Genomic DNA, 18,721 nt, shown 5'->3' on the forward strand with positions numbered 1-18,721 from the left:
GCAAATTGCAGACATGTCGGCTTCCCTTACTCCGCTCAGTCACTTACTTTAGTAAGCTTCAGGTGAGTTCGGGCAGTTGCCGGTTGCCTGTAAATCTGAAATATGTCAGGTAACGCCTGATGGTCTGGCCGCGTTGCCGTTAGGCTCTGGGATAAATGACGGGTATGATAATGCAATTTTTAGCCTTCAGCATGGCGAATTGAGGAGTATATGCGCTATTGGGGAAAAGTTATCGGGCTGGTACTGGGGTTATTAAGCGGTACGGGTTTTTGGGGATTAGCGTTCGGCCTGCTGATTGGTCACCTGTTTGACAAGGTGCGGACAGTCAAAGGGCAGGGATATTTTGCTAATCAGCAGGTCCGGCAGACACTGTTTTTTCGCACCACCTTTGAGGTTATGGGGCACCTGACGAAATCGAAAGGCCGGGTGACCGATGCTGATATCCAGATGGCGTCCTTGCTGATGGATCGTATGCAATTGCATGGTGAAGCGCGATCCTCTGCACAACGCGCTTTTCGTGAAGGTAAAGAGGGCGACTACCCGCTGCGCAGTAAATTGCAGGAGCTGCGCAGTGCCTGCTTCGGCCGTTTCGATCTGATTAGGATGTTTCTGGAAATTCAGATCCAGGCTGCGTTTGCGGATGGTTCACTGCATCCCAATGAGCGCCAGGTACTGTATGTCATCGCTGAAGAGCTGGGCATCTCCCGCATGCAGTTTGATCAGTTTCTGCGAATGATGGAAAGCGGTCAGCAATTTGGTGGCGAAGGTCAATCGTGGAGGAATGCCGGTTCTCAGGGGGGATTCAATGCTGGTCAGCGTGGACCGACGCTGGAAGATGCCTGTAGCGTGCTGGGCGTGAAAAGCAGTGACGATGCGGCAACCATCAAGCGGGCTTACCGCAAGCTGATGAGCGAGCACCATCCGGATAAACTGGTCGCCAAAGGTCTGCCTCCGCAGATGATGGAAATGGCCAAGCAGAAGGCACAAAATATCCAGGCTGCATATGACCTGATCAAACGTGAGAAAGGTTTTAAGTAGGACGCTGATGCTGATAAGGGAGCGCGTCTCCCTTTATCAGGCTTAATCACCAGGACGTGGTCCCATTCTGGGATACTCGTGATATTCACTGTGCGGCGGGGGTAAGCAGTATTTGGGTGCGTCAAATTTATTATCAGGCCCATAAAGCAAATAAGAATTGCAAAGCCTGTACCCGTCAAAAATGTGTAATAAAAAGGCATAATCTTATCAATAAGATTTTTTTATCCGAAAATTTGTACAATGTGCTGTTTTTGTTGATAAATATTAATTTTCTTTTGCGCTTCAACCCTGAAAATAAATAAGCCATTACAGGCGCGCCCATGAAGCCCATATTTGAATGATAAAAATAAAAAGGCGGAATGTAATATTTTCTTTTTGTAATTTACTTAGTAAGCAATGATAACTTTTACGGTTTAATCCATACAATAAAATGCAGGTAATAAAAACGAGAGGAATAATAGCAAAAAACATTACGACAGATTTCATTTTTTATTGCCCGGAGTAATCAACAAATATATCGACAAGGGTCATAAACAGATGGGCCGCCGGGGAGCGGCTGTCCATGAACAGTTCCCGTGCCTGATAATCCAGCGTGCCGGGGCGTTTCACCACGCAGTATCCGGGGGCGATGTGACGAGCCATATTTTCTTCATCCCTGTTTTCGTTAAAGTGGCTTTCCTGCCACCGTTATCTCAAGTCGGAAAACTATAAATAGTTCTTTCTCGTGACGCAAAAATTAATAATTTTTATCAGATTAAAGAGTCTTACCTGTCATCTTATCCATTTGAAAAAACGGTTTTTTAATATCAGGGTGTACCAGGAAATAATAAACTCTCTTACTGAGGTAGCGTCTTTTTTTCTTCCACCATGAAGACGATCATTAAGATGGTCAGCATGATCAATACCTCTTTTAAATAAGACTATTTTTAATAGTCAGGTAAATGCGTGAGCGGTTTAGGTGTGATTGAGAAGCTGGGCTGTATAGTCTGCCGCAAGATAACTGCCCCATGATTTTAATTCATTGTTAATAAGCTGTTCTGAAATCGGTGAACTTATATGACTAATGATAAATACAGCAGGTTCCTGATACTGGCCATCATAACCGAAATCATCGCTACCACATTGCTGGGCTTATCCAGTGGTATGACGAAATGGATCCCTGCGTCAGGTGCGCTGGCCGCTTATTTTTGTTCATATTATTTGCTGACGCTTTCGTTAAAAAAGATCCCCATTGGCCTGGCTTATTCACTCTGGGCGGGCATCGGCATTGTAGCGACATCGCTGATTAATTTTTTCCTGTCTGGCAAAGGCGTTCATCCGGGGGGGCTGTGCGGGATATTACTGATTATTACGGGTGTGCTGGTCATTAATTTACTGGCCAGAGATGAGTTAAATGAAAATACGGCAGAGGAGAACAGTTAATGCCTGTTGCCTTATCTGGTTTTGCCTGGTTATCGGTGGCAATAATTACCGAAGTTATTGCTACCAGTCTGTTACCTAAAACCAATGATTTTCGTCGGGCAGGAATAACCCTTGCCGTCCTGACGATTTATTTTCTCTGTTTCTTTTCACTTTCCAGAGCGATGACTGCTCTGTCGGTGGGGCTGACTTACGCCTTATGGTCCGGTCTGGGCATTGCAATGGTTAATATCGCAGGGATGATTTTTTTTCGGCAGAAAACAGGGAAGTACACCCTCACAGGCATCCTTTTAATTGTCACTGGTTGTATTACGATGGGAGTATTTAAATGACAAATGAGACGCTTCTTCCAAGAATTTCCGCCCTGCGTGAGCGTTATTTACAGGCTAAGCCTTTTATTTCTGCCTCCCGTGCCAGAGCGGTAACCGAAATTTATCGTCGTTACCCTGGAATGCCGGTTTTGTTATTGCGCGCGATGGCATTTCGCCGTGCCTGTCAGATTGCCCCGCTGGTCATTGGTGAGCAGGAGCTGATCATCAGTCATCCCGCCGGGGCGGCGCGTGGCGGAGAAATCTCGCCTGAAATTGCCTGGCGCTGGGTGGCTGATGAGCTGGAAACCATGTCAACGCGTACTCAGGACCCTTATCAAATCAGCGAAGAGGTCAAGCGCGAACTGCGTGAAGAGATCTTTCCCTTCTGGCAGGGGCGTTCTCTGGATGAAATGGCGGAAACACAGCTGCGCCATGCCGGGCTGTGGGAATGGAGCACCCGCGATGGCATCTGTGATCTGAGCATTAAAACCCAGAATGGCGGCGGCGATACCTGTCCCGGCTATGACATCATTTTGTTGCAAAAAGGGCTGGGAGGCGTGCGTAAAGAGGCAGAAGAGGCGCTGTGCCAGCTCTCTGCAACCTGTGCAGAAGATCAGGAAAAACAGTACTTTTATCAGGCCATTATCGAAACCTGCCAGGGCGTGACGGATTATGCCCATCGCTATGCCGACTATGCCGACCAGCTGGCGCAGCAGGAAACCTCAGCACAGCGTAAAGCCGAGCTGGAAAATCTGGCGGCCATTTGCCGCCGCGTTCCCGAGCAGCCACCGCAAAGCTTTCACGAGGCTTTACAGGCTATCTGGTTTGCGCAGTCGCTGTTTATTCTGGAAGAGAATCAGACCGGCATTTCGCTGGGGCGCGTTGATCAATATCTCTGGCCGCTGCTGGAGGCCGATCTGGCTTCAGGCGTACTGACGCTCGAACAGGCGGAAGAGCTGCTGTACTGCTGGATGATCAAGATGTCGGAATGCATGTGGATTTGCAGCGCCGCCTCCGCGATGTACTTCGCCGGTTATCAGCCTTTCGTTAACCTGGTGGTGGGGGGACAAAAACGTGAAGGCGGAGACGCAACCAATCCACTCTCCCTGCTGATTATGGACTGCTCGCGTAAGCTGAAAATTTATCAGCCAAGCCTTGCCGTGCGTATTCACAACCAGTCGCCACAGCCGTTTATGCGCAAAATTGTCGAGGTGGTTCGCGCCGGGATTGGTTTCCCCGCCTGCCATTTTGATGATGCCCATATCAAAATGATGCTGCGTAAAGGGTTTGATTATGACGATGCCCGCGACTACTGCCTGATGGGCTGTGTCGAGCCACAGCGTGCAGGCCGTATCTATCAATGGACCTCCGTGGGTTACACCACCTTCACCTGTGCCATCGAACTGGCGCTGAACAATGGCAAAACCGCCACCGGTTCGCAGGCTGGCCCGCAAACCGGTGAACTGCACCAGCTGACCAGCTATGAAGCTTTCGAGTCTGCGGTCAGGCAGCAGCTCAGCCATATCGTTCAGCAGGCGGCCAGAGCCACGCTGCTGGTGCAGAAACTACATAAAAGTCTGGCACCAAAACCTTTTATCTCCTGCCTGCTGGAAGGGTGTATGGCGCAGGGTAAAGAGGTGATGCAGGGCGGCGCGATGATTAATAACGGTCCGGGACTGATCTGGACCGGCATGGCGGATTATGCCAACTCAATGATGGTGATGCATGAGTTGGTCTGGCGACGGCAGCAGGTTACGCTGGAGCAGATGGCTCAGGCATTGCGGGATAATTTTGACGGTCATCAGCAACTGCACCTGGCCTGTCTGAACGTGGTGAAATTTGGCAACGATGTTGAGGACGTTGACGTCATCGCACGCGATCTGATCCGTTTCACCGAAAATGAGCATCGTCAGTACCAGATGCTGTATGGTCCCTTTACCCACGGCACCCTGTCGATTTCCAACAATACCCCGTTCGGATTGGTGACCGGTGCGCTACCCAGTGGGCGTCTTGCCGGAATGCCGCTGGCGGACGGCATCAGCCCATCGCAACAGACTGACTTTGCCGGACCCACCGCCATTATCAACTCTGTTGGTCGCATCAACGTTGAAGAGATGGAAATTGGCATGGTGCATAACTTCAAGTTATTGCATGGCATTCTCGACACGCCGGAAGGCGAACAGGGGCTGATCACCCTGCTGCGCAGTGCCAGCATGTTGGGCAACGCACAGATGCAGTTCAGCTACGTTGATGATGAAACGCTGCGTAAGGCTCAGCAGGATCCGCAGCAGTACCGTAATCTGATGATCAGGGTGGCCGGGTACAGCGCCTTTTTTGTCGAACTCAGTCGTGAGGTTCAGGATGAAATTATCAGCCGCACCCAGCTTGAGCGGTTCTGAGTCTACCACGCCGACGGGCACGGTGTTTAACCTGCAACGTTTCTCGCTGCATGACGGTCCCGGCGTGCGCACCGTGGTGTTTTTGAAAGGATGCCAGATGAAGTGCGCCTGGTGTGCCAATCCGGAAAGTCTGGCGAGGGAAACGGAACTGTTTTTTGACCGTGCCCGCTGTGCAAAAGCGTCCTGCTGGCAGGCGTGTCCCGGTCGGGGGCCTGCCGATAAGGCCGGGCACGTCGGACGGGGCGCCTGGCCAGCGGAATATGCCTGCCCGGCGGCGGCGATCCGCCATGTCGGGCGTCAGCTCAGCGTTGATGACGTGATGCGCACGGTGCTGGCTGACGAGCTTTACTACCGTACCTCTGGCGGCGGGATGACCCTCAGCGGCGGTGAGATGGCGTTGCAGCCGGAGTTTTCTCGCGCGCTGTTGCAACTCGCCAGGCAGGAAGGCATCCATACCGCGGTGGAAACCTCTGGTTTTGCCTCCTGGTCTGCGTTATGGCGGGCCTGTGAGCTGAGCCAGCTGGTGCTGTTTGATATCAAGCTTGCGGATGAAACACGGCATCAACGCTACACCGGCGTCAGTAATCACCGCATTCTGATTAATCTGAAGAAGCTGCTTTCGCAGGATATTCCGCTGCATATCCGTATTCCGGTCATTTCCGAGGTGAACGACAGTGAAGAAGAGGCGCAGAAGATGATGGCGATGATTGCCGGGATAGTGCAGGGACACAGCAGTTTCCGCATGATTGATCTGCTGCCCTACCATAACTTTGGCAATCGCAAATATGAGCTGTCCGGCAGGGAGTGCCGCTATGAGCAACTGCATCCGGATCACGGTAAGCCACAGGTGGCGCTGATGGCCGCGATTGCCCGGCAGCACGGTCTGCCGACCACCACGCTGTCGCACTGTATTGGATAAGCCCCGATGACCGACGATGGCTGTCGCCCGCACTTAAAAGTCTGCGGGCTGACGAAAGGTCATTGCGGACTGAAAGCTGGGATGGGTGATGGTCAGTACTTCGGCATGGAGTTGCAGGCGGGAAGCCATCATTCTGGCCTGTTCATGGGCATAGAAGTTATCGCCAAGAATAGGATGCCCCAGCGCCAGCAGATGAACCCTGAGCTGATGAGAGCGGCCGGTAAGGGGCTTCAGCTGTAGCCGTGCGCTGTTATCGGCGGCGTACTCCAGCACCTGATACTCGGTTTGCGCGGCTTTACCGGTTTCAAAACAGACCTTCTGTTTTGGCCGGTTCGGCCAGTCGCAAATCAGCGGCAGATCGATAAGCCCCTTTTCCTGTGCCGGATGTCCCCAGACTCTTGCCACGTAGGTCTTCTGCGGTTCCCGTTCGCGAAACTGCCGTTTAAGTTCACGCTCTGCGCCTTTGGTCAGCGCCACCACGATCACCCCGCTGGTGGCCATATCCAGCCGGTGAACGGATTCCGCAGCGGGAAAATCGCGCTGGATGCGGCTCATCACGCTGTCGCTGTGTTCTGCCAGCCTGCCAGGAACCGAGAGCAGTCCACTGGGCTTATTGACCACGATAATATGCTGGTCCTGATACAGAATATGTAGCCAGGGTTCCTGCGGTGGGTTATAGGGTTCCATCTTTCTGCCTGTAGGGGCGGATTCACCGCCCCGTGGATATTACTGATGAGTGACGACAATCAGGCGCAGGGCATCGAGTCGCCAGCCTGCCTCGTTCAGCGCCAGCAGGACCTGCTCACGATTGTTTTCCAGCGCGTCGATTTCATCCTGACGGATGTTGGGATTGACGGCGCGCAATGCGTCCAGACGTAACAGTTCTGCACTCAGTTTCTCGTCAGCCTGCTGGCGGGCGCGGTCAATCACCTTACGGGCTTCGGCGGCGGCCTGTTCTTCTGACAGTTGCAGGATCGCGTGCACATCCTGCTGAACTGCGTTCACCAGTTTGCTGCCGGTGTGGCGGTTGACGGCATTCAGCTGGCGGTTGAAGCTTTCGAATTCCACTTTTTCAGCCAGATTGGTGCCTTTTCTGTCAACCAGCATCCGTACCGGCGTCGGCGGCAGGAAGCGGGTCAGTTGCAGATGTCTGGGGGCCTGCGCCTCCACCACCCAGATCAGCTCCAGCAGCAGGGTGCCGACCGGCAGCGCTTTGTTCTTCAGCAGGGAGAGAGCACAGCTGCCGGTATCGCCGGAGAGGATCAGATCCAGCCCGTTACGGATGATCGGATGCTCCCAGGTAATATACTGCGCATCTTCCCGCGAAAGCGCCTGGCCGCGATCAAAGGTGATGGTGCAGCCATCTTCCGGCAGGCCGGGAAAGTCCGGCACCAGCATATGATCGCCCGGCGTCAGGACAATCAGGTTATCACTGCGATCTTCCTGATTAATGCCGACGATATCGAACAGGTTCAGCGCAAAGTTAACCAGCTCTATATGGTTGTCCTGTTCCGCTATCTGCTCTGCCAGCGCCTGCGCTTTTTCGCCACCGTTGGAGTTCAGTTCCAGCAGACGGTCCCGCCCCTGTTCCAACTGATTTTTCAGGTCGTCATGCTGTTGACGACACTCGCTGATAAAGTGATCCAGTCCATCCGTACTCTCCGGCGCGGCCAGATAGCCGGTCAGTTGCGCACTGACTTTGTCATACACTGTACGGCCGGTAGGACAGGTGTGTTCAAAGGCATCCAGCCCTTCGTGATACCAGCGCAGCAGGACCGCCTGGGCGGTTTTTTCCAGATACGGCACATGGATTTGAATATCGTGCGCCTGGCCGATGCGATCCAGACGGCCAATACGTTGCTCCAGCAGATCCGGATTGGCGGGCAGATCGAACATCACCATCTGGCTGGCAAACTGGAAGTTGCGGCCTTCGGAACCGATTTCTGAACAGAGCAGCACCTGTGCGCCGTTTTCCTCTGAAGCAAACCAGGCGGCGGCGCGGTCGCGTTCGATAATTGACAAACCCTCATGGAACACGGCGGCGTGGATACCTTCACGTTCACGCAGCACCTGTTCGAGTTGCAGTGCGGTCGCGGCTTTGGCGCAGATCACCAGGATCTTGTCGGCCCGGTGGCTGGTGAGAAAGCCCATCAGCCATTCGACGCGCGGATCGAAGTTCCACCAGGTGCCGCTGTCGCCTTCAAACTCCTGATAAATCTGCTCCGGATAGAGCATGTCCCGCGCACGTTCATCGGCGCTCTTACGCGCGGCCATAATGCCGGAGACTTTGATTGCGGTCTGGTACTGCGTCGGCAGCGGCAGACGGATCTGATGCAGTTCACGCCGTGGAAAACCTTTCACGCCGTTACGGGTATTGCGGAACAGGACGCGGCTGGTGCCGTGGCGATCCATCAGCATTGCGATCAGTTCCTGACGCGCCGCCAGCTTGTTGTCGCCCTCGCCATTCGCCGTTTGCAACAGCGGTTCGATGTCCTGCTCTCCGACCAGGTCGTTAAGCATGTTCATCTCCTGCTGCGTGATGGCCTGGTCAGCCAGCAGCGTGGCAACCGCATCGGCAATCGGACGGAAATGCTGTTGTTCTTCGACAAAGGCAGCAAAATCATGGAAACGACTGGGATCGAGCAGGCGCAGACGGGCAAAATGGCTCTCCATACCCAGCTGTTCAGGCGTGGCGGTTAACAGCAGTACGCCGGGGATCTGCTCTGCCAGCTGTTCAATCACCTGATATTCACGACCCGGCTGACCTTCCTGCCATGCAAGGTGATGCGCTTCGTCAACGATCATCAGGTCCCAGGCGGCATCAGCCAGTTTTTCCAGCCGCTGCTTGTTACGGCGCACAAAGTCGAGCGAGCAGATAACCAGCTGTTCTGTTTCGAAGGCGTTGTCACTGTCGAGCTGGGCCTGGGCATAGCGGTCATCATCAAACAGCGCGAAATGCAGATTAAAGCGGCGCAGCATCTCCACCAGCCACTGGTGTTGCAGGGTTTCCGGCACAATTATCAGCACCCGCTCTGCACGTCCCGCCAGCAACTGCTGATGAATGATCATCCCGGCTTCAATGGTTTTCCCCAGGCCAACTTCATCCGCCAGCAGGACGCGCGGCGCATGACGGCGACCGACGTCGTGGGCGATGTGTAGCTGGTGCGCATCCCACGCAGGCCGCTGGTCGCCAGATGATACTGTTCGCTCTGGTATTTGCGGGCGCGGAAGCGCAGGGCGAAGCGATCCATACGATCCAGCTGGCCGGCGAACAGACGGTCCTGCGGCTTACTGAATACCAGCTTGCTGTCGAGCATCACCTCACGCAGCACCACGTCAGTTTCGCCGGTATCCAGTCGGGTGCCGGTGTAGGTCATCAGCCCGTTGTTGCTGTTAACATCGCTGACCTCCATCTGCCAGCCTTCATGACTGGTGATGGTGTCCCCCGGATTGAACATCACGCGGGTAATGGGAGAGTCATTTTTTGCATAGAGTCGGTTTTCACCGGTAGCAGGAAAAAGCAGGGTGACCATGCGTGTGTCGATGGCGACCACGGTTCCCAGTCCCAGTTCGCTTTCCGTATCGCTGATCCAGCGTTGACCAAGGGTAAAAGGCATAGATATTTGGCTCGGTTCTCTTTGTGGTGGGTACAGGCAAAAGCACTTCAGCCAGGCGATTACCCTTCATACTTCACGTTGCAGGTGCGTTGGCTGCACGAGCTCACCCCGGTCACTTACCTGAGTAAGCTCCCGGGGATTTACTCGCTTGCCGCCTTCCTGCAACCCGAATTACTTTGGGTATAAAGGCCCGGCAAAATAATTCAGTCAATCAGAAAGGGCGCTATGGTACTGGAAGGAAAGAGATTCGTCACCTGTCAAAAAAGCCCCAATTGTCCGGTCACCAGTGCTGCAAAGTCATCTTCAAGAAAAGGAAGTATCCCTTCCGCCACCGGCTGTAACTGCTTTGTCAGGTAGTGATCGTAGTCCAGCGGCGTAATCCGTGCTTCCAGTGGTTCCGGCCCGCTGGTGGCGATCACGTAGCGAATCTTCCCGCCGTTCTGATACAGCAACGGGCGGCCCAGCTTGTGGTTTTGCTCATCGGCAATGCGCGCGGCTCTGACATGCGGTGGCACGTTGCGTTGGTAATCGTCCAGCGGGCGCCACAGCCTTTTGCTGTAGGTCAGCTGGCTGTCAAGTTCGCCGTCCAGCAACTGACGCACCGTCTCGCGGATATACTCCTGATAAGGCTGATTTTTGAAGATCTTCAGGTAGAGCGTCTGCTGAAAATGTTGCGCCAGCGGCGTCCAGTCGGTACGCACGGTTTCCAGGCCTTTAAATACCATGCGTTCACTGTTTCCTTCACGGATCAGTCCGGCGTAGCGCTTTTTACTGCCCTGCTCGGCACCGCGTATTGTCGGCATCAGGAAACGGCAAAAATGGGTCTCATATTCCAGCTCCAGCGCGCTTTCAAGGCCGTATTGCTGCTGAAGATGTTCGCGCCACCACTGGTTAACCTTTGCGACCAGAGTGCGGCCAATGGCGGCAGCGGACGGCTCATCATGCGGTGTTTTCAGCCAGACAAAGGTGGAGTCGGTGTCGCCATAAATCACGTCGTAGCCTTCGGCTTCTACCAGCTCTCGCGTCTGGCGCATAATCTCATGGCCGCGCAGGGTGATCGATGAGGCCAGCCGGGGATCGAAAAAGCGGCAGGCGCTGGTGCCCAACACGCCATAAAAGGCATTCATGATAATTTTCAGTGCCTGGGAGAGCGGCCGGTTACCCTGTTTTTTGGCCGCTTCGCGTCCCTGCCAGATTTGGCTGACGATCTCCGGCAGGCAGTGTCGGCGGCGTGAGAATCGTGCGCCGCGAAAGCCGCTGACCGAATCCGCGTCATCAGGATGGGCGATGCCTTCAATCAGCCCAACGGGGTCGATCAGGAAGGTACGGATAATCGAGGGATAGAGGCTTTTGTAGTCCAGCACCAGCACCGAGTCATACAGGCCAGGGCGCGAATCCATGACATAGCCGCCAGGGCTGGCCTCCGGGGCGATTTCCCCCAGTCCCGGCGCGACATAGCCAGCGCGATGCATTCTGGGCAGATAAAGGTGGCTGAAGGCAGCGACCGAGCCGCCGTGCCTGTCGGCTGCCAGCCCGGTTACCGTTGCCCGTTCCAACAGAAAGGGCATCAGCTCGGTGTGATGGAAGATGCGGGTGACCAGCTCGCAGTCCTTCAGGTTGTAGCGCGCCAGCGCGGGTTTGTCTTCGGCAAAACGCTGGTCTATCTCCTGCATTCTGTCCCACGGATTATCGATGGCTTTGCCTTCGCCCAGCAGCTGGCGCGAAACGGCCTCCAGGCTGAAGGAGTCAAAGTTCCAGAAGGCGGATTTCAGCGCTTCTATGCCATCAATAATCAGCCGTCCGGTGGCCTGGGCAAAGAATACGCCGGGTTTGAAGCCGTGTTCGCGCCACTCCAGCACCTCGTTATTACGTCCTAACCGCAGCGGGATGGCGTAGCGGTCCGCATGTTTTTGCAGCATCCGCAGATCGAACTGCACCACGTTCCAGCCAATAAGTACGTCCGGGTCGTGCTGCGCAAACCAGGCATTCAGTTTTTCCAGCAGCAGTGGCCGACTGGCGACGTATTCCAGGTTGAAGTCCAGCCCGCTGGCATCGCCATTCTCCGGGCCAAGCATATAAACATCGCGCTGACCGCAGCCTTCCAGTCCGATGCAGTACAGCTCACCGTGACGGGTGGTTTCAATATCCAGCGATACCCACTTCAGCGGCGGACGATAGTCAGGATGCGGCTTAACACGGGTATTGAGCAGACTGTTACCGGCAGGCTGGCCGCTGAACCACACCGGTGAGGTGATGTAGCGTTCCATCAGAAAGCGGTCAGGTGGTCGGATATCGGCCTCGTACACCATCACACCCTGCTCACGCAGCAGCTTTTCCAGCTTCAGTAACTGGCGGTACTGCCTGCAATAGAGCGCGGCAACCGGACGTCGGCGAAAATCTTTCAGCTCCAGTGGCACCAGCCGGTAGTGACGCTCCTGCTTCAGCAGCGCTTCAGCCTGCGGCAACGCCTCCTGCGGGATGAACGCCACCGACTCCTGCACAGGCAGCACCACCCGCTGTGGACCGGTATCGGTCGCCAGCCACAGCACCACTTCGGTGCCGGATGGGGTATCCCGCCAGTGGCGGGTTAACAGAAAGCCTGCGCGTGCGTCGTTCACCTTACGTTCCTGTTGAGCTGATAAGCTCTGATAATAGCATGTTTATTTATACAGTGCTTATCCTGTGATACCGCCGCCATCAGCGCGCAAGACACTTCTGTACAAAACAGCACTTGACGGACTCCGGGAGGCTCTGGACAATCCGCTTTCCTGAAAAAAACAGTGTGGAAAGTATGGAAGCCTGGCTGCAACATCTTATTACCCAGTCCGTTGCCTGGTCGCTGCTGGCCGTCGGGTTGATTACCTTTTTTGAGTCGCTGGCGCTGGTGGGATTGCTGTTGCCTGGCACGGTGTTGATGGCGTCATTTGGCGCGCTGATCGGCAGTGGGCAGATCGGGCTTTATCCGGCCTGGCTGGCGGGCACGCTGGGTTGTCTGCTGGGCGACTGGATTTCTTACTTTATCGGCTGGCAGTTTAAAGGACCGTTGCATCGCTGGTCGTTTATTAAAAAACATCAGGCGCTGATGGATAAAACGGAACACGCCCTGCATCAGCACAGTATGTTCACCATTATTGTCGGGCGTTTTGTCGGACCTACCCGCCCGCTGATCCCGCTGGTGGCGGGGATGCTTGAACTGCCGGTGAAAAAGTTTATTCCCCCGAATATCATTGGCTGTCTGCTCTGGCCGCCGCTCTATCTGCTGCCGGGGATTCTGGCTGGGGTAGCCATTGACGTGCCGAAAGACACCAACAGCGCGATGTTTCGCTGGCTGCTGCTGGCGGTGGCGCTGCTGGTCTGGCTGGGCTGTTGGCTCTGCTGGCGGTGGCTGCGGGCGAAAAAAACCTCCGACTGGGCAACGCCATATCTGCCTGCCACCCGTCTGCGTTGGCTGGCACCGCTGATGATGACGGTGGCGATGGCAGGCTTTATCGCTATCCAGTTCCATCCGATGATGCCGCTGTTCCGTCAGCTGTTGTGGAAAGTCTTTATCGGGCAGTAATGCCCAACACCCTGGCGGCGGCAACGTCGCCCTGCATCAATGCTGCCGTACTGCCATCCCAGAACACCTGACCGTCAACAATCACCGTGCTACGCGGCGTAATGCGTGCGGCATCCTCTATGTGGTGGGAAACCATCAACAGGGTGATATCACGCTCCGCACAGACCTCGTTGACCAGCTGTAGCATCTCCTGGCGTAGCGCCGGGTCCAGCGCGGAAAAAGGCTCATCAAGCAGCAGCAGGGGTTGCCTGCGCACCAGGCAGCGGGCCAGCGCGATTCGCTGCCGCTGCCCACCAGACAGCTGGGCAGGCAGACGTGTCAGGTAGTCCTGTAAGCCAACGCGGCGTGCGATGATGTTTAACGCCTGCTTTTGCTCCGCATCCAGCCGCAGACCCGGATGCAATCCCAGGCCAATATTCTGCGCCACCGTCAGATGCGGAAAAAGATTGTTCTCCTGAAACAGCATCGATACCGGGCGTCTGGCCGGGGGCGTCGTGCGGTGATCCTCACCGTTCAGCCACAGACCGCCACTGTCTGCGGGCAGAAATCCGGCAATCAGGCTCAGCAGGGTGCTTTTACCCGCGCCGCTCGGACCGAGAATTGCCACTCTCTCACCCGCCGCGACCTTGAGAGAAAAGCACATCGAAAGGGGGCTGTCGTTCCAGGTCAGGTTACTCAGTGTCAGCATGGCGCTCCGGCAGTTTTTCAATCAGCGTAAACAGCAGAAAACAGAGCAGCAATAACAGCAGCGCTGTCACTGCACCGTCATCACTGCGATAAGCACCGATCTGCTGATACAGCCAGAACGGCAGGGTACGGAAATCTTCATTACCAAACAGCGCTACCGCGCCGAAATCGCTGACCGACAGCACACAGGAAAAAGCCAGTGCCTGAGTCAACGGGCGCTTCAGCGCCCGCAGCTCGATCAGTTGCAGCCGGTTCCAGCCGCGAATATTCAGCGACAGGCACAGGAGGTTGTAGCGTGCGGCGCTGTCCCGCAGTGGGTTTTCCAGAACTTTCATTGCATAAGGCACGGCCATCAGCGCATTGGTAAAAATCACGATGCCCTCAGCCGATTGTGGCAGGCCGGTGGTGTCATTCAGCAGCAGAAAAAAGCCGGTAGCCAGCACGATGCCGGGCATGGCGAGGATTAACATTCCGCTCAGCTCCAGCGCCTGACCCATCCACAGCCGTTGATGCAGGCGCAGTTCACGGCTGCTCCACAGCAGCATCACCGTCAGGATCACGCAGAGGATACCTGCTGCCACCGCCACCCGCAGCGAGGTAAAGGTGGCCTGCCAGAGTGCAGGCTGCTGCAACACCTGCGGTAAGCCCCGGTTGATGCCCTGTGCCACCACCGCCAGCAGCGGCGGTAGCAGCAACAGCAGGGCAAGAATGATTAACAGACAGTCGCTGATTCTGGCAGGCAGGCTGTCTTCAGGATTACGCCAGCCGCTGATGCTGGCGCTCCCGGAGGGCAGGGCCTTACTCAGTCTCTGGCTGAGCATCACCAGTCCAAGACAACAGGTCATTTGCAGCAGCGCCAGCAGGGCTGCGCGACCTGCATCGAAATCAAAACTCAGCGCCTGAAAAATGGCCAGTTCGAGGGTGGTGGCTTTCGGGCCGCCGCCGAGGGCTAATACCGTGGCAAAGCTGGCAAAGCACAACATAAAAATCAGCGCGGCGGTGGGCAGGATCTGCCGTCGCAGCCACGGCCATTCGACGATACGAAAGTGGTTCCAGCCGCGCATTCCCAGCTGTGCCGCCAGCTGGCGCTGTTCACCAGGGATCTGTTCCAGCGTCTGCAACAGCAACCGCGCCGCCAGTGGCAGATTAAAGAAGACGTGGGCCAGCAGAATGCCACGCAGACCATAGGGCGTGAAGGTGTAGTTCACGCCCAACAGGGCGCAGAGGTCGGCCAGCCAGCCGCTGCGGCCATAAACTGTGAGGATGCCGAAAATTACCACCAGCACCGGGAGCACCAGGGTCATGGCGCACAGCCGGAGCAGGGTGGTTCGCCCCCGGAAGCGGCGGCGATACAGCGCTCTGGCAAGCGGGATCGCCGGTAGCACCGCCAGCGCGGTGGACAACAACGCCTGCTGCAATGAGAAAGCTAACAGGTGCCAGACATAATCATCCTGCCAGAGGGCCATTTGTCCATCAGCGGGAGCGTGGTGCCACAGCGTGCCAAAGGCCAGCAACGCCACGCTGACCAGCAGCGTAGCGGCAATAATGCCTGGCACTAAGGTGGCTTTACTCAGCGGCTGACGGCGCGTTGCCATGCACTGATCCACTGACTGCGATGGCTGGCGACGTCCTGCGGCGTGAACTGGAGCGAGGTGGCGGGCACCGTCAGCGTCTCAAAACCGGCGGGCAGCGTCCCTTTTACCACCGGATACATCCAGTTGCCGGTCGGGATAGCGTCCTGAAAAGGTTTATCCAGCATAAACTGCATGAACTTCTGCGCCAGCTGTGGCTGCTTGCTGGATTTCAGCTGACCGGCAACTTCCACCTGTAAATAGTGTCCTTCGCTGAAGTTGGCGGCGGCGTACTGCGATTTTTTTTCCTCAATCAGATGATAAGCCGGGGAGGTGGTGTAACTCAGCACCATATCGGCTTCCCCTTTCAGGAACAGCCCGTAAGCTTCACTCCAGCCTTTAGTCACGGTGACGGTTTTTGCCGCCAGTTTCTGCCATGCCGAAGCGGCCTGGTCACCGTAAACTTTTTGCATCCACAGCAGCAGGCCCAGTCCCGGGGTGCTGGTGCGCGGATCTTCGTAGATGATTTTTAACGGGCGATTGCTCTCTACCAGCTCCTTCAGACTGGACGGCGGGTTTTGCAGCCGGGTTTTGTCATAAACAAAGGCGAACCAGCCATAGTCGTAAGGCACAAAGGTGTGATCTTTCCAGCCTCCGGGTACGGTGAGGCTGTGGGTATCGACCCCCGCGGGCGCGAACAGGCCGGTTTTTTCAGCCGCATCCAGCAGGTTGTTATCCAGCCCCAGCACCACGTCAGCCTTGCTGTTTTTCCCTTCCAGCCGCAGGCGGTTAAGCAGGGAAACCCCATCTTCCAGCGCGACGTATTTCAGCTGGCAGTCACAGCTGGCTTCAAAGGCCTTTTTAATCGCCGGTCCGGGTCCCCAGTCGGCGGAGAAGGAATCATAGGTGTAGACGGTCAGCGTGGGTTTTTCAGCAAAAGCAGGGAGAGAGCATAAAACAAGCAGGGGAAGGACTTTCTTTAGCACGTTGCGTTCCTTGGTGATGGTGAGGACGCATGATCTGAGCAGGCACAACTCTCAAATCCCTACGCCGGTATTAGCCGGATCAGGTTCGACGGGTCTGTCTCAGCGAAAAAAACGCGTGGCGTCGGCTAAGGTCGGGCATCGCTCAGTATCCGTATAAGGTCGGGCATCGCTCAGTATCCGTATCAGCCAGTATGCTGCGGTTCTGTGCACTGCCTTTCTGTTACTGACTGCCTGTGTCACGGGCCGGTTATTGCCCTGGTTTTTTCGCACCCCGTTGAGAACGGGCCTATTCTAGTGATTTCCGCGCAACAGCGAAAGCATCATCCTTCGGGCGGGGCAAACCAGGCTGATTTAAAGTCAAACCAGCCCAGCGTATTCATTCTGACACCGCGCATACTGCGCTCGCCCTCCAGCAGCAGCCAGTGATGGAACAGCGGATGCAGGCTGTAAGTTTCAACCAGCGCTTTGCTCCAGTCGGCCAGCGGGAGAGTCTGTTAACGCCACTGCTGAGCGTCTTTTTCCCAGTCTATAGCTACGCAGTGATGCACCAGCGGGATTTCGTACAGCAGGGCAAACAGGGAGAATTCCAGTGGTAGGGTGAAATTGGCACTGCCCAGCCAGATGTCGCTTTCAGCGTCGCCACGATGCCAGCTGGCATAATCCACCTGGCGGGTTTTCAGGGTTACGCCCTGGGCGGCCAGCAGCGGCCTCAGCGCCTCAGCAATAGCCTGATATTCGATATGATCGTGATACCAGGTGAGCGTCAGTGAGGTAAGGGAGTCCGGTTTTTCTGTCAGGGTCATATCGCGGCGGTGATGCCAGCGTGGCAGCAGACCCCAGGCGGGAAACCAGTAGCGCTGATACCCCGTGCCGGTCTGGCTGAGCAGGGCTATCGGGTTGGCTATCATGCTTACCCAGCGACGCACCTGCTCGTGGCGGCCCAAAGCTGAACGCTGATCGAACAACAGAAAATAGCATCCTTCTTCCAGTCTGCTCTCTTCTGATTTTTCGTCCACACTGCCCCCCTGGAGTTTTACCCCGGCCCAGACCAGCTCTTCGCTGATCTCTGGCAGCACCCAGATGTTGACTTCATCGACCAACGCCCGGTAGCCAAAATAGTCATCGAACGCCTGGATGCGTAACTGGGTCTGCTGATTGCGTACCACTTCGTACGGGCCGGTGCCAACGGGCTGGCGGGCAAAGTCAGCCATAAATGGCCACTCTTTCGGCAGGATCATGCTGTTGACGCTGCCCATCATCCACGGAAGCCAGTTGTCTGGCTGATGCAGATGGATATCCAGCGTCCAGGGCGCAGATGAGGAGATCTGTTGCAGATTGGCACAGGCCTGTTGGCTTTTCAGCCTTTCCAGCGTGGCAATCACATCGGCCATCTCCAGCTCACGACCATGATGAAAATGGATTGCCGGACGTAAAAAAAAGCGCCAGTGCCGTGGCGTAATCTGCTGCCAGTGATGGGCGATGTCCGCTTCGATTTCCCCATTTTCCTCATTTATCCGGGTCAGCCCGCTGAAAATCTGCCGCGCCAGGTGGGTTTCTGAGCGCCTGAGCGGCGTTCCCGGCAACAGATTAAGCAGTGAGCGGTAATAGAGGACGCGCAGAATATGTTTGCCCTGACGAAAGCTGCGTCCCAGACGGGAGATTAGCATCTGACGCACGGTATTTTTATCGCCAACCAGCTGGACCAGCTGATCAATTCGATCCTGTTCCAGCAGATCTTCCGCCCGTTGTTGTTGCAGGGCCAGCCCGGTGTAGAGGAAGGTTAACTGTGAACGCTTACTGCGCCCGGCTTCTGCCTGCCATTCCAGCCAGCCCTGTTGCTGCATGGCATTTAACAGGTTACGCATATGACGTCGTGAGCAGCTCAGCCTGAGGGCCAAATCGTTGAGCGTGGTCTGTTGTGACTGACCTTCGCAGCTCTGCCAGAGCCGGATAAATTGCTGTTGCAGGCGGGAAGAGGACATAAAAGGGGAACCCTCATTAAAAGGTTGTCTGTTTTTGCTGCCCTATATTAGGTGAATAATAGCCGACGATGAAAGAGCGGGAGGCATTCTTTGAATGGCGCTCTGACATTATTTGAATCTGAGTATGGTGCGACTTCACCAGCCAGCGGGCGTTCAGCCGCTGGCTTTTTTCATTGGCGCGGGTTTTCTTCTATGCTTGCTGTTTGTTGCCAGTCCGCCACCGTGACCTCTTT

The 18,721-nt window shown here is 55.6% G+C and carries 12 protein-coding genes and 2 pseudogenes; 6 read left to right on the top strand and 8 right to left on the bottom strand.

Annotated elements, in window-relative coordinates; translation table 11 throughout:
* Window positions 1–210 precede the first annotated feature (210 nt).
* Entirely contained in the window at window positions 211–1,038 is an 828-nt protein-coding gene (gene djlA / locus AC3RPL_RS23185) for a co-chaperone DjlA (protein WP_490741691.1), read from the top strand.
* 489 nt (window positions 1,039–1,527) lie between these two features.
* Here the strand turns inward: djlA and AC3RPL_RS23190 are convergent, their stop codons facing one another.
* Window positions 1,528–1,680 (bottom strand): hypothetical protein, encoded by a 153-nt coding sequence (locus AC3RPL_RS23190; RefSeq protein WP_490742144.1) that lies wholly within the window; start codon window positions 1,678–1,680, stop codon window positions 1,528–1,530.
* Between the two features lie 414 nt (window positions 1,681–2,094).
* Between AC3RPL_RS23190 and AC3RPL_RS23195 the strand changes: the two genes are divergently transcribed.
* The 4 genes from AC3RPL_RS23195 to AC3RPL_RS23210 are packed head-to-tail and all read left to right on the top strand — an operon-like array spanning window position 2,095 to window position 6,086.
* A complete protein-coding gene (locus AC3RPL_RS23195; protein WP_490741692.1) occupies window positions 2,095–2,460 on the top strand; it encodes a DMT family transporter in 366 nt (121 codons plus the stop codon).
* Window positions 2,460–2,789 carry a DMT family transporter gene (locus AC3RPL_RS23200; protein WP_034936404.1) on the top strand — a complete coding sequence of 110 codons (330 nt, stop codon included), beginning with the start codon at window positions 2,460–2,462 and terminating at the stop codon, window positions 2,787–2,789. The genes AC3RPL_RS23195 and AC3RPL_RS23200 overlap by 1 nt, the downstream gene beginning before the upstream one ends.
* A complete protein-coding gene (gene cutC, locus AC3RPL_RS23205) occupies window positions 2,786–5,167 on the top strand; it encodes a choline trimethylamine-lyase (protein ID WP_490741693.1) in 2,382 nt (793 codons plus the stop codon). The genes AC3RPL_RS23200 and cutC overlap by 4 nt, the downstream gene beginning before the upstream one ends.
* A complete protein-coding gene (locus AC3RPL_RS23210; RefSeq protein WP_490741694.1) occupies window positions 5,130–6,086 on the top strand; it encodes a glycyl-radical enzyme activating protein in 957 nt (318 codons plus the stop codon). The genes cutC and AC3RPL_RS23210 overlap by 38 nt, the downstream gene beginning before the upstream one ends.
* Before the next feature lie 33 nt (window positions 6,087–6,119).
* Here the strand turns inward: AC3RPL_RS23210 and rluA are convergent, their stop codons facing one another.
* The 3 genes and pseudogenes from rluA to polB all read right to left on the bottom strand — a co-directional run bounded on the left by rluA (window position 6,120) and on the right by polB (window position 12,321).
* Window positions 6,120–6,773, bottom strand: coding sequence for a bifunctional tRNA pseudouridine(32) synthase/23S rRNA pseudouridine(746) synthase RluA (rluA, locus tag AC3RPL_RS23215; RefSeq protein WP_490741695.1), 654 nt, complete (start codon window positions 6,771–6,773; stop codon window positions 6,120–6,122).
* 39 nt (window positions 6,774–6,812) lie between these two features.
* Window positions 6,813–9,703 (bottom strand): annotated as a pseudogene (gene rapA / locus AC3RPL_RS23220) (RNA polymerase-associated protein RapA).
* A 257-nt stretch (window positions 9,704–9,960) separates the two neighbouring features.
* Window positions 9,961–12,321, bottom strand: coding sequence for a DNA polymerase II (gene polB / locus AC3RPL_RS23225; RefSeq protein ID WP_490741696.1), 2,361 nt, complete (start codon window positions 12,319–12,321; stop codon window positions 9,961–9,963).
* A gap of 173 nt (window positions 12,322–12,494) precedes the next feature.
* On the opposite strand from polB, the gene AC3RPL_RS23230 reads away from it, so the two are divergent.
* The gene (locus AC3RPL_RS23230; RefSeq protein WP_490742121.1) at window positions 12,495–13,262 is read left to right on the top strand and encodes a DedA family protein; all 768 of its coding nucleotides are present in this window, start codon (window positions 12,495–12,497) and stop codon (window positions 13,260–13,262) included.
* Here AC3RPL_RS23230 and thiQ read toward each other — a convergent pair.
* The 4 genes and pseudogenes from thiQ to sgrR form a co-directional block, all read right to left on the bottom strand.
* On the bottom strand, window positions 13,249–13,950 hold the full coding sequence (thiQ, locus tag AC3RPL_RS23235) for a thiamine ABC transporter ATP-binding protein ThiQ (protein WP_490741697.1): 702 nt from the start codon (window positions 13,948–13,950) through the stop codon (window positions 13,249–13,251). The two genes, AC3RPL_RS23230 and thiQ, sit on opposite strands and share 14 nt — an antisense overlap.
* The gene (gene thiP, locus AC3RPL_RS23240; protein WP_490741698.1) at window positions 13,934–15,544 is read right to left on the bottom strand and encodes a thiamine/thiamine pyrophosphate ABC transporter permease ThiP; all 1,611 of its coding nucleotides are present in this window, start codon (window positions 15,542–15,544) and stop codon (window positions 13,934–13,936) included. Before thiP ends, thiQ begins: the two co-directional genes overlap by 17 nt.
* A complete protein-coding gene (thiB, locus tag AC3RPL_RS23245) occupies window positions 15,520–16,506 on the bottom strand; it encodes a thiamine ABC transporter substrate binding subunit (RefSeq protein ID WP_490741699.1) in 987 nt (328 codons plus the stop codon). Before thiB ends, thiP begins: the two co-directional genes overlap by 25 nt.
* A 320-nt stretch (window positions 16,507–16,826) precedes the next feature.
* Window positions 16,827–18,488 (bottom strand): annotated as a pseudogene (gene sgrR / locus AC3RPL_RS23250) (HTH-type transcriptional regulator SgrR).
* Between the last annotated feature and the right edge of the window lie 233 nt (window positions 18,489–18,721).

This window comes from Erwinia papayae (assembly GCF_058241465.1).

What these genes read in the sequence shown, in the direction of transcription:
- djlA (WP_490741691.1), top strand. Translation starts at nt 211, where the DNA reads ATGCGCTATTGGGGAAAAGTTATCGGGCTGGTACTGGGGTTATTAAGC.
- AC3RPL_RS23190 (WP_490742144.1), bottom strand. Translation starts at nt 1,680, where the DNA reads ATGGCTCGTCACATCGCCCCCGGATACTGCGTGGTGAAACGCCCCGGC.
- AC3RPL_RS23195 (WP_490741692.1), top strand. Translation starts at nt 2,095, where the DNA reads ATGACTAATGATAAATACAGCAGGTTCCTGATACTGGCCATCATAACC.
- AC3RPL_RS23200 (WP_034936404.1), top strand. Translation starts at nt 2,460, where the DNA reads ATGCCTGTTGCCTTATCTGGTTTTGCCTGGTTATCGGTGGCAATAATT.
- cutC (WP_490741693.1), top strand. Translation starts at nt 2,786, where the DNA reads ATGACAAATGAGACGCTTCTTCCAAGAATTTCCGCCCTGCGTGAGCGT.
- AC3RPL_RS23210 (WP_490741694.1), top strand. Translation starts at nt 5,130, where the DNA reads ATGAAATTATCAGCCGCACCCAGCTTGAGCGGTTCTGAGTCTACCACG.
- rluA (WP_490741695.1), bottom strand. Translation starts at nt 6,773, where the DNA reads ATGGAACCCTATAACCCACCGCAGGAACCCTGGCTACATATTCTGTAT.
- AC3RPL_RS23230 (WP_490742121.1), top strand. Translation starts at nt 12,495, where the DNA reads ATGGAAGCCTGGCTGCAACATCTTATTACCCAGTCCGTTGCCTGGTCG.
- thiQ (WP_490741697.1), bottom strand. Translation starts at nt 13,950, where the DNA reads ATGCTGACACTGAGTAACCTGACCTGGAACGACAGCCCCCTTTCGATG.
- thiP (WP_490741698.1), bottom strand. Translation starts at nt 15,544, where the DNA reads ATGGCAACGCGCCGTCAGCCGCTGAGTAAAGCCACCTTAGTGCCAGGC.